Annotated in this window: 14 protein-coding genes and 1 other RNA gene; 9 read left to right on the top strand and 6 right to left on the bottom strand. The window is 67.2% G+C overall.

Features of this window, described 5'->3' with window-relative positions; all coding sequences use genetic code 11:
* The first annotated feature begins 17 nt into the window (after positions 1-17).
* The 4 genes from cobC to EYZ64_RS19600 are packed head-to-tail and all read left to right on the top strand — an operon-like array spanning position 18 to position 4,066.
* Entirely contained in the window at positions 18-1,052 is a 1,035-nt protein-coding gene (gene cobC / locus EYZ64_RS19615) for an Rv2231c family histidinol phosphate aminotransferase CobC (protein ID WP_135455890.1), read from the top strand.
* Positions 1,049-2,182 carry a Nif3-like dinuclear metal center hexameric protein gene (locus tag EYZ64_RS19610; RefSeq protein WP_135455888.1) on the top strand — a complete coding sequence of 378 codons (1,134 nt, stop codon included), beginning with the start codon at positions 1,049-1,051 and terminating at the stop codon, positions 2,180-2,182. The genes cobC and EYZ64_RS19610 overlap by 4 nt, the downstream gene beginning before the upstream one ends.
* Before the next feature lie 52 nt (positions 2,183-2,234).
* The gene (locus tag EYZ64_RS19605; RefSeq protein WP_135455886.1) at positions 2,235-2,963 is read left to right on the top strand and encodes a zinc ribbon domain-containing protein; all 729 of its coding nucleotides are present in this window, start codon (positions 2,235-2,237) and stop codon (positions 2,961-2,963) included.
* Positions 2,960-4,066 carry a bifunctional RNase H/acid phosphatase gene (locus tag EYZ64_RS19600; RefSeq protein ID WP_135455884.1) on the top strand — a complete coding sequence of 369 codons (1,107 nt, stop codon included), beginning with the start codon at positions 2,960-2,962 and terminating at the stop codon, positions 4,064-4,066. The genes EYZ64_RS19605 and EYZ64_RS19600 overlap by 4 nt, the downstream gene beginning before the upstream one ends.
* 1 nt (position 4,067) lies before the next feature.
* On the opposite strand, the gene EYZ64_RS19595 is transcribed toward EYZ64_RS19600, so the two are convergent.
* Positions 4,068-4,649, bottom strand: a complete 582-nt coding sequence (locus EYZ64_RS19595; protein ID WP_135455882.1) for a helix-turn-helix domain-containing protein — start codon at positions 4,647-4,649, stop codon at positions 4,068-4,070.
* Between the two features lie 48 nt (positions 4,650-4,697).
* Between EYZ64_RS19595 and EYZ64_RS32680 the strand changes: the two genes are divergently transcribed.
* The gene (locus EYZ64_RS32680; RefSeq protein WP_135455881.1) at positions 4,698-6,248 is read left to right on the top strand and encodes an FAD-dependent oxidoreductase; all 1,551 of its coding nucleotides are present in this window, start codon (positions 4,698-4,700) and stop codon (positions 6,246-6,248) included.
* Positions 6,249-6,279: 31 nt separating this feature from the next.
* On the opposite strand, the gene EYZ64_RS19585 is transcribed toward EYZ64_RS32680, so the two are convergent.
* Together EYZ64_RS19585 and EYZ64_RS19580 are read right to left on the bottom strand one after the other, a co-directional pair.
* Complete coding sequence (locus EYZ64_RS19585) at positions 6,280-6,714, bottom strand: VOC family protein (RefSeq protein WP_135455879.1); 435 nt, start codon at positions 6,712-6,714, stop codon at positions 6,280-6,282.
* 9 nt (positions 6,715-6,723) lie between these two features.
* Positions 6,724-7,176 carry a helix-turn-helix transcriptional regulator gene (locus EYZ64_RS19580; protein ID WP_135455877.1) on the bottom strand — a complete coding sequence of 151 codons (453 nt, stop codon included), beginning with the start codon at positions 7,174-7,176 and terminating at the stop codon, positions 6,724-6,726.
* A gap of 29 nt (positions 7,177-7,205) precedes the next feature.
* Between EYZ64_RS19580 and rnpB the strand changes: the two genes are divergently transcribed.
* Together rnpB and EYZ64_RS32675 are read left to right on the top strand one after the other, a co-directional pair.
* Positions 7,206-7,591: RNase P RNA component class A (gene rnpB, locus EYZ64_RS19575), an RNA gene on the top strand.
* A gap of 852 nt (positions 7,592-8,443) precedes the next feature.
* Complete coding sequence (locus EYZ64_RS32675) at positions 8,444-9,535, top strand: NAD(P)/FAD-dependent oxidoreductase (protein WP_135455875.1); 1,092 nt, start codon at positions 8,444-8,446, stop codon at positions 9,533-9,535.
* Between the two features lie 237 nt (positions 9,536-9,772).
* On the opposite strand, the gene EYZ64_RS19565 is transcribed toward EYZ64_RS32675, so the two are convergent.
* Both EYZ64_RS19565 and EYZ64_RS19560 read right to left on the bottom strand, forming a co-directional pair.
* Positions 9,773-10,264 (bottom strand): hypothetical protein, encoded by a 492-nt coding sequence (locus tag EYZ64_RS19565; protein WP_135455874.1) that lies wholly within the window; start codon positions 10,262-10,264, stop codon positions 9,773-9,775.
* Between the two features lie 599 nt (positions 10,265-10,863).
* On the bottom strand, positions 10,864-12,363 hold the full coding sequence (locus tag EYZ64_RS19560; protein ID WP_135455872.1) for a CYTH and CHAD domain-containing protein: 1,500 nt from the start codon (positions 12,361-12,363) through the stop codon (positions 10,864-10,866).
* 160 nt (positions 12,364-12,523) lie between these two features.
* Between EYZ64_RS19560 and EYZ64_RS19555 the strand changes: the two genes are divergently transcribed.
* Positions 12,524-13,222, top strand: a complete 699-nt coding sequence (locus EYZ64_RS19555) for a TetR/AcrR family transcriptional regulator (protein ID WP_135455870.1) — start codon at positions 12,524-12,526, stop codon at positions 13,220-13,222.
* A 10-nt stretch (positions 13,223-13,232) separates the two neighbouring features.
* Positions 13,233-14,018 carry an enoyl-CoA hydratase/isomerase family protein gene (locus EYZ64_RS19550; RefSeq protein WP_135455868.1) on the top strand — a complete coding sequence of 262 codons (786 nt, stop codon included), beginning with the start codon at positions 13,233-13,235 and terminating at the stop codon, positions 14,016-14,018.
* On the opposite strand, the gene EYZ64_RS19545 is transcribed toward EYZ64_RS19550, so the two are convergent.
* Positions 14,015-14,908: an oxidoreductase gene (locus EYZ64_RS19545; RefSeq protein WP_135455866.1), complete on the bottom strand. Its 894-nt coding sequence runs from the start codon at positions 14,906-14,908 to the stop codon at positions 14,015-14,017. The genes EYZ64_RS19550 and EYZ64_RS19545 overlap by 4 nt on opposite strands.
* Between the last annotated feature and the right edge of the window lie 54 nt (positions 14,909-14,962).

The following is a 14,962-nucleotide window of genomic DNA, read 5'->3' as shown; positions in this document are numbered from 1 at the left end:
ACCACTAGGGTCGTGCTGTGCCGAGTCGAAACCGTGTAGGGGCCCGTGCCGGCGCCCGCTACCACGGCGACCAGGCCGCATTGCCGGGCATGTTGGACTTCGCGGTCAACGTGCGGCCCGGCGGTCCGCCGCCCTGGTTGACCGACCGGCTGGCGTCCCGGCTGCCCGACCTGGGCAGCTATCCGAGCCAGGCCGATCAGCGTCGGGCCGTCGAAACCGTCGCCGCGCGCCACGGCCGCGCTGCGGACGAGGTGGCCCTGCTGGCCGGCGGAGCGGAGGGATTCGCCCTGCTGGCCGGATTGCGGCCGCGGCTGGCGGCCCTGGTCGCACCGTCGTTCACCGAACCCGAGGCCGCGCTGGCCGCGGCCGGTGTGCCGATTCAGCACGCCGTGTTGCCGTACCCGTTCACCTTGGCGGGAGCGGACGTGCCGGACGAGGCGGACCTGGTGGTGGTCGGCAACCCGACCAATCCCACCGGGGTGCTGCACCGCCGTGAGGACGTCCTGGCGTTGCGCCGGCCCGGCCGGCTGATCGTCGTCGACGAGGCGTTCGCCGACGGCATCCCCGGTGAGGCCGAATCGCTGGCCGGTGAATCACTGCCCGACGTGCTCGTACTGCGCAGCCTGACCAAGACCTGGGCGCTGGCCGGGCTGCGGGTCGGATACGCCCTCGGAGCGCCCGAGGTGCTGGCCCGGCTGACAGCGCCGCGCCCGCACTGGCCGCTGGGCACGCTGCAACTGGAGGCCATCGCCGCGGCCAACAGTCCTGAAGCGGTGGCCGAGGCCGATGCCGGCGCCCGCCGGCTCGCTGAACTCCGGGTCGCGATGGTCGCCGGGCTCGCTGAGGCGGGGCTGGGCGTGGTGGCCGGAGATGCGCCATTTGTGCTGTTCACGGTGCCTGACGCGGAGCTGATGCGAAAACATCTGGAAAGCAAAAGCATTGCGGTCCGCCGTTGCGATACTTTCGTGGGCCTGCCGGAAAATTACCTGCGTGCCGCGGTGCGGCCGGAATGGCCCGCACTCATCGACGCCATGACGGAGGTGCTGCAATGAGCACGCAACCGGCCGGGGTGCCGTTGGCGGACGTGATCGCCGCACTGGACGCGGCGTACCCGCCGCACCTGGCCCACGACTGGGACTCGGTAGGCCTGGTGTGTGGCGATCCTGACGAGCCGGTCGAATCGGTGACGATCGCGGTCGACGCGACCGAGGCCGTGATCGACGAGGTGCCCGAACGCGGTCTGCTGCTGGCCCACCACCCGCTGCTGCTGCGCGGCGTGGACACCGTCGCGGCCGACACCGCCAAGGGCGCGCTGATCCACCGGCTGATCCGCACCGGACGGGCCTTGTTCACCGCGCACACCAACGCCGATGCGGCCTCGCCCGGGGTATCCGATGCGCTGGCGGCGGCGTTGGGCTTGACCGTCGACGCGGTTCTGTCGCCGGCGGCGCCGGGACCCGACCTGGACAAGTGGGTCGTGTTCGTGCCGGCCGCGGATGCTGCGACAGTGCGGGAGGCGTTGTTCGACGCGGGCGCCGGGCGCATCGGCGACTATTCCCACTGCAGTTGGAGTGTGGCCGGAACCGGACAGTTCCTGCCGCACGACGGCGCCGCCCCCGCGATCGGCGAGGTGGGCACCGTCGAGCAGGTGGCCGAGGACCGGGTGGAGATGATCGCCCCCTCGCGGCTGCGCGCGACCATCCTCTCCGCCCTGCGCGCCGCACATCCCTACGAGGAGCCTGCCTTCGACATCATCGCGCTGGCGCCGATCCCCGGTGACGTGGGAATCGGTCGGATCGGCGAGCTGGACCGACCGATCCCGTTGTCGGCCTTCGCATCCCGGGTTCGGGCTGCGCTGCCGGCAACTTCATGGGGGGTGCGGACCTCGGGCGATCCCGACGCGATGGTGTCGCGGGTCGCGGTATGCGGGGGAGCGGGAGATTCACTGCTGGGCACCGTGGCCCGGGCCGGTGTACAGGCCTATGTCACATCGGATCTACGCCACCACCCGGCCGACGAGCACCGCCGGGCCTCACCGGTGGCGCTCATCGACGTGGCGCACTGGGCCACCGAGTTCCCTTGGTGCGCCCAGGCGGCCGGAGTGCTGCGCGGGCAGTTCGGCGATGCGCTGCAGGTGCGGGTGTCGTCGGTGCGCACCGACCCGTGGAACGTCGAGTGCTGATCGCAGCGAACGCAATGAACGCAGGAAACCACAGCTACATGAAAGTCAGGGCATGAAAGCCGAAGTAAAACAACAACGTTCGCTTCTCGCGCTGACCGAGGTCGATGCCGAACTCGGGCGCCTCGCACACCGCGCCAAGAACCTGGCCGAGCAGCAGAAGGTGGACGAGGCGCAGGCCGAGCACGCTGGGGCCAGCGACGGGGTGGGCGTCCTCGGCATCGCACTGGAAGACCTGGAAGCCCAGGTGACCAAGCTCGAGAGCGAGATCGACTCGGTACGTCAGCGTGAGGACCGCGACCGTGGGCTGATCGATGGTGGCACGGTGGGCGCCAAACAGGTCGCCGAGATCCAGCACGAACTGGAAACGTTGCAGCGCAGGCAATCCAACCTGGAGGACTCGCTGCTGGAGCTCATGGAACGCCGCGAGGAACTGTCGAATCAGCAGGCCGAGGCGCTGCAACGCATCGACGATCTGCAGACCGCGTTGTCGTCGGCGCAGCAGGCCCGCGATGCCGCGCTGGTGGAGATCGACCAGGCCAAGCATCAGGCGACGACCCGCCGTGACGGGTTGGTGAGCATCATCGATCCCGAACTCGTCGACCTCTACGAACGTCAGCGGGCCCGTGGCGGCGCCGGGGCCGGGCTGCTTCAGGGCCGGCGCTGCGGTGCCTGCCGGATCGAGATCGACCGCGGCGAGAGTGCCCGGATCGCCGCGGCCGCCGAGGATGACGTGCTGCGCTGCCCGGAATGCGGGGCAATCCTCCTGCGGATCAAGCAGTGAAGGTTCTCGTCGAAGCCGACGGCGGTTCGCGGGGCAACCCCGGGCCGGCGGGCTACGGCGCGGTCGTGTTCGATGCCGAGCACTCCGCAGAGCTGGCCGAGCGCAAGGAAGCGATCGGCCGGGCCACCAACAACGTCGCCGAATACCGGGGCCTGGTCGCCGGACTGGAGGCAGCCACCGAGTTGGGCGCCACCGAGGTGGCGGTCTCGATGGACTCCAAACTCGTCATCGAACAGATGTCGGGGCGCTGGAAGGTCAAGCATCCCGATCTGATTCCGCTGCAACGCCGGGCCGCCGAACTGGCCGCGGGCTTCGAGCGGGTCAGCTACACCTGGATTCCGCGGGCCCGCAACAGCCATGCCGACCGGCTGGCCAACGAGGCCATGGACGCCGCCGCGGGCATCGTCAGTGCGGCGCCCGCCGAACCGGCCAAAGCACCGGTTCAGGCCGAGAAGGCCGCGCTGTCGGCACCCGGGTGGACCGGAGCCACCGGTGCACCCACCCGGCTGCTGCTGTTGCGCCACGGCCAGACCGAATTGTCCATCGCCCGGCGCTATTCGGGCCGCGGCAACCCGGCACTGACCGAGGAGGGGCGCAGGCAGGCCGATGCCGCCGCGCGGTATCTCGGCACACGCGGCAGCATTGCCGCGGTGGTCACCTCGCCGCTGGAGCGGGCATACGAGACCGCGACGGCCGCGGCCAAGGTACTCGGCGTCGACGTCCGCGTCGATGACGACCTGATCGAGACGGACTTCGGTGAGTGGGAAGGGTTGACGTTCGCCGAAGCCGCGCAACGGGATCCGGAACTGCACCGGCGCTGGCTGGGTGACACCAGCGTCGAACCGCCCGGCGGCGAGAGCTTCGATGCGGTGGCTCACCGGGTCCGCCGGGCGCGCAACCGGATCATCGCCGACTACGGCGCGGCAACGGTTCTGGTCGTCTCCCACGTGACGCCGATCAAGACCATCCTCCGGCTCGCGCTCGACGCCGGTGAAGGCATCCTGTACCGGCTGCATCTGGATCTGGCTTCGCTGTCGATCGCCGAGTTCTACGCCGACGGAGGATCTTCGGTGCGGTTGGTCAACCAGACCGCCTACCTGTAGGTCAGGCGTGCAGGTGCAACTGCTCGCCGTGCGGGCCGAAGATGGTGATCGCCTCGACCGGGCCGTCGACCACCCCGAACCAGTGCGGTGTCCACGTCGAGAACTCCACGGCCTCACCGGGATTGACGATGAAGTCCTGTTCGCCCAGGATCAGCCGCAGTTGCCCGGACAGCACGTACATCCAGTCGCGTCCCTCGTGGACGGGAAATTCGGCGGGAGGCTTGCGGCGCTTGGGGCTGATCCGGATCTTGTAGGCGTGCAACCCCGCTGCCGGGCCCTGCCGGGTCAACGGCCAGTACGTGATGTCGTGGTGGGTGTGTGAGCTGCCCGTGACCCGAGGGTCCTCGGCCTGCGGCGCGCGCAGTAACTCGTCGGTGGTCACCGACAGTGCGGCGGCCAATCGGGGAAGGTGGTCCAGCGCCAGTCGGCGCTTGCCCGATTCCAGCCGGCTCAATGTCGAGACGTCGATCTGCGCGCGGCGCGCGACGTCCTCCAGGGTGAGTCCGCGTTGGGCGCGTAACTCGCGTAGCCGGGTCCGGACCAGGGCGTCGATGTCGGCGGGGTCGGCGGCGTTTGCCTCCATGGCAAAACAGCTTGGCACTTTGCCATGTGATTGGGCAAGCTCGAAGGCATGGACAACATCTGGGATTGCGTCATCGTCGGAGGCGGGGCAGCCGGCCTGAGTGCGGCGCTGGTACTGGGCCGGGCCCGGCGCCGGGTACTGCTCGTCGACGCGGGGAATCAGAGCAACCTGGCCGCACACGGAATCGGCGGCCTGCTGGGCAGCGACGGCCGCCCGCCCGCCGAACTCTATGCGGCGGGCCGCGCCGAGCTGGCCGTCTACCCCACGGTGGAGGTCCGCACCGGCGCAGTCGCGGGTGGGGAGCCGGGATTCGCACTCGAGCTGGCCGACGGAACCCGCGAGCAGGCCAGGACGGTGCTGCTGGCCACCGGCATGGAATACCGGACACCGAACATCGCCGGACTCGAAGAGCTTTGGGGTGCTTCAGTTTTCCACTGCCCGTTCTGCCATGGCTGGGAGATGCGCGACGCACCGCTCGCGGTCGTCGCGCAGGGGGATCGCGCCGTGCACTCGGCACTGATGCTGCGCGGTTGGACCGAGGATCTGGTGGTGCTCACCGACGGTGACGGCGGGCTGGATGACGCCCAGGTCAAGCAGTTGGACGCGGCCGGAATCGGCGTCGACGAGCGCCCGATCGCCCGATTCGTCGCACAGGACGGCGCACTGGCGGCCGTCGAATTCGCCGACGGCACCCGATTGGCCAGGCGCGGCGCACTCGTCGCCGCCACACTGCATCAACGCTCACCGTTGGCAGCGCAACTCGGCGCCGTCTCGGCGCCCGGGCCCTTCGCCGCGGACGCCCTCGTCGTCGACCCGTTCGCCCGCACGTCGGTGCCCGGGCTGTTCGCCGCAGGTGACCTGAGTGCCCAGACGCCGCAGGTGGCCGCGGCGGTGGCGTCGGGCAGCCAGGCCGGTGCCGCTGTCGTGCAGTACCTGCTCGGCGAAGACGTCGGGCTCCCGGTGCCGCCGTGGCCCGCTCAGACGGCCGTCACCGCGCAGTACTGGGAACGGCATTACGGGCAGCGCGGCCGTATCTGGAGTGGACGGGTCAACGCCCAACTGGCCAAGATCGCCGCGGATCTACCCGTCGGGCGGGCGCTGGATCTCGGCTGCGGCGAGGGCGGTGACTCCGTGTGGCTGGCCGAGAAGGGCTGGCAGGTCACGGGCGTCGACGTCTCCGACACCGCGCTCGCCCGCGCTGCCGCCGAGGCGCGGGAGCGGGGCGTGGCGGACCGCATCACGTTCGAACGCCACGACCTGTCCGAGAGCCTCCCGGACGGCCGCTTCGACCTGGTCTCGGCCCAATTCCTCCAGTCACCGATCGCGATGGACCGCGCCGGCCTGCTGCGTCGGGCCGCCGGTGCCGTGGCCCCCGGCGGTCTGCTGGTCATCGTCGATCACGGGGCCGCGCCGCCCTGGGCTCCCGAGCATGTCCGCAGGTTCGCGTTTCCCAGTGCCGACTCTGTGGTCGACTCGCTGAACCTCGATGAGGCGCAATGGGAACGAGTCCGGGTGGGTACCGATGAGCGAGAGGCGACCGGCCCGGACGGGCAGCGCGGCACCCTGATCGACAACGTGATGGTGCTGCGGCGGCGTTGACGGGCGGCCCCCGCCGCCGCAAGGCCAATGGCTAAGCGGTGGCGGGGATGTCCGTGCGCTGGGTCAGCCGGATGCTGTTGCCCGACGGGTCACGGAAGCCGGAGTCGATGCCGTAGGGCATCTGGTTGGGCGGCTCGCTGAACTCGACGCCGCGCGCCGTCAGCTCCTCGTAGCTCTTCTGGCAGTCCTCGGTGGTCAGAAACACCGTGCCGGCGAAGCCTTTTGCGGTCAGGTCCTGGACCTGCTTGCGAGTCTGCTCATCCATCACAGGCTCGCCGGGGACCGCCATCAGCACGATGCCGACATCGTCCTGCCCGGGCGGACCGACCGTGACCCACCGGAAGTCGCCCATCTCCTCCGGGAACGAAACATCTTCGCGCACTTCCATTCCGACCTTCTCGGTCCAGAACTTCAGCGCGACTTCCTGATCGTGAACCCACAGATGCGTGTATGCGATTTTCATCATGACCCGACGCTACGTGCGGTCCGGCCCCGCCGTCTTCTCCGTTTGTGCTGTCTTGGCTCGACTGGGATGGGGGCGCCGGGTGTCGCGCGCCAGGATGCAGCTGGGCACCGGGGCGCGCAGCATGGCCGGCGGCAGGCTGGCACGGTAAGCCGCCGGAGGCTTGCCGTACACCCGCGCGAAGTTCGTGGTGAACGAGCCGACGCTGTGCAGGCCGACCATCACGCAGATGTCGGCGACCGAACGGTCGGTGTTGCGCAGCAGCGCCGCCGCCCGCTCCAGGCGCCGGCTCTGCAGATAGGCCCGCGGGGACTCACCGAAGGTGCGGGTGAACATCCGGCTGAAGTGCGCGCGGGACAAACCGGCGGCCGCGGCGAGGTCGTCGACGGTGATCGGATCCGCGTACCGGGCATCCGCCAGGTCCTTCGCGCGGAGCAAATATCGTGCCGGTGGCACCTGAGACATGAGATTGAGGGTACGGTGATCAGCGCGAACGAGTTGGCCGGGCGGCCGCGGCACCTGGGAAACCGGGGGTCGAGGAAAGTCCGGACTTCACAGAGCAGGGTGATTGCTAACGGCAATCCGAGGTGACTCGCGGGAAAGTGCCACAGAAAACAGACCGCCAGAAATGGTAAGGGTGAAACGGTGCGGTAAGAGCGCACCAGCACCCCGGGTGACCGGGGTGGCTAGGCAAACCCCACCCGAAGCAAGGCCAAGAAGGCCGCAACCTGGTTGCGGTCGCGCAGGCGCCCGAGGGCTGCTCGCCCGAGCCTGCGGGTAGGCCGCTTGAGGCACCCGGCAACGGTGTGTCCAGATGGATGGTCGCCGCCCTACCCTCCGGGGTAAGGGACAGAATCCGGCTTACAGGCCAACTCGTTCGCCTACACCGATTTACCTGCCAATATATGCCGACTGTGCCCCGCCGCTACGCAGAGACTACGCAGAGCGGCGTGCGATGGTCATGAGCGCACCGGTTGTGAAACGCCGTTCCGTAGGGGCAGGCGTAGAGGACCAGTGGCACCGAGCACCCCGTAAGGGTGAGCAGGTGTTCTACCCCCGCCGACAACGCAGACGGCCCGGTCTGGTGCATGGACAAGACGTACTTCAGGCAGACCAGCACGCAGGTGTGTAACAAGCTGCACGGCACAGGCAGGCGGTGGCGTGTCCGATGGGTCGGCCCGGACGGCAAGGAACTCACCGAGTCATACGAGAAGCGCGCCGACACAGACAGACGTGTGAGGGAGCTTGGTTCCCACTTGCATACCGGCGCGTACGTTGACCCCGCTAAGGGCCAGGTCACGTTCCGAGACTACGCGGAGGCGTGGCGTAAGCGACAGGTCCACCGGGACAGCTCAGCCGAGCATGTTGAGAGACCTTGGGTGTCTTCGACGTAGGAGCTTTGGTTCGGGACCGAGCAGCCGCCAGCCTTAAGTCGCAGCTGTAATCCCTCCAAGGAACTATCTCACTGCCGTCCGACAACGCGCGATTCAGGCACACGCGCGGAGTGAGACGAGAAATGAGACACCGCGACCTGGGCGATCCAAGGAAGTCGCGATGCACGAGATGGTGCCTCGTTTCTTTAGAAAAGAGGCAGGCGGCAAACTTGAACGAGATGTGCCTTCTCTCTTATTCACTTACGTGTACGTCCCGACGATAGACACCGACATCTGCCACTGAAATTGGCTTGCGCTTCCTCGGCGGGTAGGAGAGCGTACGGGTGAGCGCCAAGTGAATGGGGTTAGTTGTTACTGCGACACGGGATGAAGACTTCGCTGTGGGTAACGCACCCACAAACCAGTTCGATCGGTCTGTACTTGTTGTCGGAGCTGGAGTTACAGGCGCATCGATTGCGTATCACGCTGCCAGCAGGGGCCTCGCCGTAACCTTGATAGACCAGGGGTTGCCTGGCATGGGTGCCACGCAGCACTCGTTCGGCTGGATAGGCCGCTCCATCGATTCTGGCCCGTCAGCGGAACTGCGACGGCTGGCGCGGGATGATTTTCTGCGGTTGGAACGCGAGATACCCACGATCTCGATTAATTGGTGTGGCGCGCTTACCTGGGGCGACTACTTTGCCTGTAGCGGCGACGCACCCCTACGCAATCCTCTACACGTTGAGCCCCAACTGATCTCGGCGCCAGATAGCGTTCGCTTTGGCAGTCATGACGGATCAGTAGAACCCGTCATGCTGGCCGAAAGCCTGGTTGAAGCAGCACGACAACACGGCGCGAAGGTCATTGTCGGACAACCCGCGGTGCGTCTACTGCGTACGAATGACGTAGTAGTCGGAGCCCGAACTCCCACCCAGACCCTGAACGCAACCCACACTGTAGTTGCGGCGGGGACCGACTCGGCGCAGCTATGCGCCTCGGTGGGAGTGCATCTGCCGGTCTATGGAAGCCCGGCAGTGATGGTGCGTCTCCGTACCCGACCGGGGCTCGTACGTCATATAGTCGCCAACGACAGCATCGAAGTTCGCCAGCTGTCTGACGGCACCCTCTTAGTACCTCTGGATTACTGCGGGCAGACGACTCAGGGCGACCTGACTGACACCGCAGAAAAAGCTCGAGAGGAAATCCTTCGAACCTTCGAGGTATCGGCGAGTGTCGACATTCTTGGTGCCGCAGTCGGCTGGCGTCCGATGCCTGCGGACGATGAGCCGGTCATTGGTCCCGTTCCTGGGATACCTGGACTGTATGTGGCTGTTGTGCACCCGGGGATAACCCTTGCTGCGACCGTCGGACGCCTCGTAGCACACGAACTTGCCGACAGCACATCAGAAGTCGAGCAATTTGCCAGATGTCGAATGACGCGATTCGCCTAACAGAGCAAAGCGCTTCGGGAAGAAGCGCACGGTGAGACAGGATGTGATTGCTCTCGAATCTCTAGAAACGAGACAGCACGCCCGCCTGGAGCTAGCCAGCAGTCCGCAGGGCGGTGGTCATTTGTCCAGCGAGTTTGAGCTTCAGGTCCGCCGCCGAGCGTTCTCGGGGCGCTGGGCACGCAGATGGACCCGAACTGGAAATCAACGATAGGTATCCCGCGCCGCCTCCCATCGGGGCTACGCCGGGCGGCCGTCGTAGCCCGGTGGGTGCGCAAGAAAGCCAGCGACGACATCCGCTGCAGCCACCTGCTCACACAGCTTTACCAGGTGGACAGCAACGTCGTAGCAGTACGCGAGTGCATCTGTTCCCACGTCGGGTCTCAACGGCACCCGCTTCTTGTTCTCGGGGCTTTCGAGCAGCATCACCGACGCGCCCCAACGTCGATCGTAGCGACGCAACCAGCACGTCTCGCCCTCTGACAGAGCACCGGTATGCGCGACAAAGTTTCGATAGTTCGCGAGCTTGACGCCGTGAGCGTTCCAGCTATCCACCACCAGATCGCCAACCTGCGCCGGCACCTTCGAGTTGCCTGACCCAATAGCCTTAGCGGCTGAGCGCATTGAGTCCCAACGACCCCTCCCGCACGGGTGGTAGTGCTTCCACATCACCTTCGAGATTGCCTCGTACAGGCGCCGCCCAGCACCGAGATAAGCGTCGATCTCGAACAACACACGAGAGTCACCGGTGTTGCCGCCCTGAGGGTCATCGTGGTAGCCGTGGTGCTCGTCGAAGACTTGGTGGGGGGCTGGATGGATGAGGTGTCTTGATACGTATCCCGCATGGGTGCCGAACGTGCTTTGAGGTTAAGGCCGAGGCGACTACATGCCGTGTATGTCGCGGCATGACCGCCTCCCAGTCCTGTGCAACAGGTGCGGCGTTCTGGGTCGACGTTGGCGAGCGGGGAATCTCCTTGCCGATGTCGCAGTCAATCGTGCGGATTGATGGAAGCCGCAGGCTTAGGCTGATGCCGCCTCGCCAGTTAAATTCACTGCAGTGCAACTATTTTAGGCCATCTGCGGTATGCCTTGAGCGACTGCCATCGGTGGTTGATTGCGGCAGCTCCGCTACGCAGGTGCTACGCACGGTAGCACTCTGCGCCCACTGGTGGCAGCTTGAGTAGGGCCGGAAAATTGCCTGCTACCGGCATATTCGGCCCACCAGCCACTATTTGCCATCAACGACACCAAGTCGGTATGACCTGCGGAAATGCTGAGGGGCATTATCCGGCTTACAGGCCAACTCGTTCGCCCCAGCCCCGTAAGGGGCCTCAATGGGTCTTGCGAACCGCCTTGTCCAGCTTCTTGAGTGCATCCTGCAGCAACGCCCGGCTGTGCTGGGCCAGGTCGTCCTCCTGTTGATACAGCAGCCCGTAGGTGAAGGTGTCCTCGCCCGCAGCATACGCAGCGTCGGCCTGGGTGCTCAGATGAGCCTTGCTCACCACACTGTCCTGATGATCGCCAAGCAACGTCTGGATATTCTTGGCGCGCTCAGAGACCTTCTCCGCTCCGGTCGCCGCCGCGGTATAACGAAGCCGCTTGGCGCCCTTGCGAATTCGGTGTAGCGCCTCGTCCTTCTCCTCGGCGCTGGCCTCGGCATCGCTGTCGGCCGCGGCAGCGGTCTTCGCGGCCTTGCGAACCCGCTTGTATGCCGAGTCGATGGTCACCGAAGGCTTTGACGCGTCCCCGGATTCGGGCTGGTCGGCGCTGACCATCTCCTCGAGCGCGTCCAGCAGCCGGAAGTAACGCTGCGAGCACATCGCCAACAAGGACCGCCGCCAGCCGGCGGTGTAGCGGCGGTTGGCGCCCTCGACCAGCCGCTGGCGCACCGGACCGCGGATCAGGTCGGCAGGCATCTCGTCGAGCGCGCGCTGATAGCGCTCGGCCAGGACCTCGGCATCACGTGCCGTGCCCAGTACCGCGGCCAGCGCCCGCAGCTCGTCGAGTACCCAGCCGTCGTCGTCGAGCCCGAAGGAATCCTTCGACTCCTGCAGCAGACTGCGGATCTTGCGGGTAGTCACCCGCATCTGATGCACCGAGTCGTAGGCGTCCGCGCGTACCGCGCGGTCCCAGACCAGCAACGCCTCGATCTGCTCGGCGATGGCCCGGTGCACCGGATCGGCCGGGGGAGTCGGTGCCGGTAGCAGATCGGTGCCGAGCACCTTCGCCAGCTTCGAACCATGCCCGGCCGGCTTCGCGCCGGCATCCGCCAGACGGTTCGTCAGACGATCCATCAGGTCGTCGGGCACATCGGCGATGAGCAGTTCCAGCTCCCACTCCCGCCAGCTCTGTGGCTCGGCTTCCTCGCCGGTGGCCGATGCGGTCACGCGGTCATCGCAGAACTCGGCCAGGGCGACGCCGTCGGCGCCGTGCAGCACCTCCACGCTCCGCTGGGTGCTGATCCGGGCCACCGGGGCCAGCGGACGGTCCCGCACGATGGCGAGCACGATGTCTCGCAGATCCTCGGGCACGGTGTCAGTAGCTGTGCCCAGCGGCGTACGGACCTCGGTGCGGGTGTCGACTCCGGCCGGAAGCTTCAGGTGCCAGCCCGCATCAGGGCCGCCGGTGCGGCGCCGCAACGTGATGCGGTGCGCCGCGAGGTCACGATTCGGAGTGTCGAAATACACCGCATCCAGGTGCTGGGTTTCCGCTCGGGCTACCTCGGCGACGGCCGACAGCCCCTCGAATGACGGCGAGACGGTGTTCTCGGTGACCGCGAACTTCCGCTCGATCTCGGTGTACCTCGCGGTCTTGGATTTGCCGGGGGCCATAGTCACCTTCGCTGTGCACCGGAGGCGGATCGGGATGGCACCAGCGTGCCATATCCGGGTGGGTGCCACGACCGGTGTCTGGTCACAGCAGTATCAAGACTTGCCGCACCGCCCACCGCGCTGTCGGCCGTGTCCGTAGGGGTCTCCTACTGTTGCTGACATGGCGGCTGAGACGACACCGGCGAACGCCGCTGCCGGGCGTGGACGCCCACGGCTGGAGCGGCCCCGCCGACCGGGCACGACTGCCCGTGAACAGATCCTCGATGCCGCCGCCGAGCTGTTCACCACCCACGGTTACGCCAGCACCTCGACCCGGCGCATCGCCGACGAAGTGGGGGTACGGCAGGCCTCGCTGTATCACCATTTCGCCACCAAGGACGACATTCTGGACGCGCTCCTGGCCGGCACCGTCGACGAGGCCCTGGAACTGGGCGCCGAGCTACTCGACAGCACGGGGCCCGCGGCACAGCATCTGCACACGCTCGCGGTGGCCGATGCACACCAGCTGTGTGCCGGCCGGTGGAATCTGGGCGCCTTGTATCTGCTTCCCGAGCTGCGCACCGACCGGTTCGAGCCGTTCCGGCGCCGGCGCGCCGAGCTGCGCGAGGTGTACCGCAGGCTGTCGGAGGCGGTGATCACCGAATGCGCAGGGCCGCCCGATGCCGCAGACCTGCCGTTTCGACTGGTGGAATCGGTGGTCAACAGCCGTTCCGACGACGTCGAGAGCACGCCGGCTCAGCCCTGGGCGATCGGGGAGGGGGCGCTGCGGATCCTCGGGTTCGGCGGCGAGTTGGGCCCGCTGGTGCGGGCCACCGCAGCCCGGCTGGGCGTGCGACCGCCGCAGACCCCGGCCCGCTAGAGTTCGGGCCGTGACCGAGCCCACCTATGAAGCCATCTCGTTCGAGCAGTCCGGCGCCGTCGCGCGCATCACGCTGAACCGGCCGGACGCCGCGAATGGCATGAACGACACCATGACTCGCGAACTGGCCGACGCCGCCCGGCGCTGCGACACGCCGGCGACCAAGGCCGTGGTGCTGACCGGTGCGGGCCGGTTCTTCTGCGCGGGCGGCGACCTGAAATCCTTTGCCACCGCGCCCGACCGTGGCCGCTTCATCAAGGGCGTCGCCGACGACCTGCACCAGGCCATCTCGTCGTTCGCCCGGATGAATGCCGTGCTGATCACCGCGGTCAACGGCACCGCGGCCGGCGCAGGATTCAGCCTCGCGGTGACCGGCGACCTGGTGCTGGCCGCCGAGTCCGCGACCTTCACCATGGCCTACACCAAGGTTGGGCTGAGCCCCGACGGCAGCGCGTCCTACCACCTGCCGCGACTGGTCGGCCTGCGCCGGGCCCAGGAGCTCATCCTGACCAACCGCACGCTCTCGGCCGCCGAGGCGCAGGAGTGGGGACTGGTCACCGAGGTCGTCGCCGGCGACGACCTGGCTGACCGGGCCACGAAACTGGCCGAGCAGGTGGCGGTGGGTTCCGGCGGATCCAACGGCGCGGTCAAGTCCCTGCTGGTGTCGTCGTTCAAGAACAGCCTCGAAGAGCAGATGGCCGCCGAAGCCCGGTTCATCGCGGAGCGGGCCAACTCGGCCGACGGCCGCGAAGGTGTCGACGCGTTCCTGGCCAAGCGCAAGCCCGACTTCGCCTAGCCGGCCGCCGGGCCGGCAGCGGCCGGTTCGATGGTGAGATCTGCGGGCAGCTCGATATCTGCGACAGCCAGGTTCTCCTCCAGGTGGACAATCGAGGACGTCCCGGGAATCAGCAGCACGTTCGGCGCGACATTCAACGTCCACGCCAACGCGATCTGCGCGGGCGTACGTCCCAGTTCGGTGGCCACCCGCCGGATCGTCGGATGGCCCAGGACCGGATTGTCCGCGGCGAACGCCGAACCCAGCGGAAAGAACGGGACGAAGGCGATGTCGCGTTCGATGCACAGGTCGAGCACGGGCTGCGAGGTGCGGTCGGCGAGGTTGTAGGCGTTCTGCACGCACGCGATCTCGGTGCGCTCCAGCGCAATCTCCACGTGCTCGCGTGAGGCGCTGCTCAGCCCGATGCCGGCGATGAGTCCTTCATCGCGGGCCGTGATCAGGGTGTCCAGTTGCTGCTCGAACAACCCGTGGTCGACCTCGGCGGGACCTCCGATGTCGGCCCCGAAGAGCCGCAGGTTGACTACGGCGAGCTGGTCGACCCCCAGGGTGCGCAGGTTCTCTTCGATGCTGTGCCGCAGTTCGGCGGGTTGTTGCGCCGGGAGCCAGTTGGCCTGGGCGTCGCGCCTGCCACCGACCTTGGTGACAAGCGCCAGGTTCTGCGGGTAGGGGTACAGCGCTTCCCGGATGAGTTCGTTGGCGACATCCGGCCCGTAGAACTGGGCGGTATCGATGTGGTCGACACCGAGTTCGACGGCGCGGCGCAACACCGCGACCGCCTGGTCGTGGTGTTGCGGCGGGCCGAACACTCCGGGCCCGGGCAACTGCATCGCGCCGAATCCGACGCGTCGGACGACCAGCGACCCCAGCGAGAACGTCTGCGGGTAGGTCATGGCGGACCCTTCGTTAGATCTCTAACTATATGAGATCAAACTATATGAGCACTG

The sequence above is a fragment of the Mycobacterium sp. DL99 genome, assembly GCF_004762045.1.
Lineage (GTDB): Bacteria > Actinomycetota > Actinomycetes > Mycobacteriales > Mycobacteriaceae > Mycobacterium.
The sequence above is the reverse complement of the archived record's forward strand: the minus strand, read 5'-3'. Positions and strand labels throughout refer to the sequence as shown.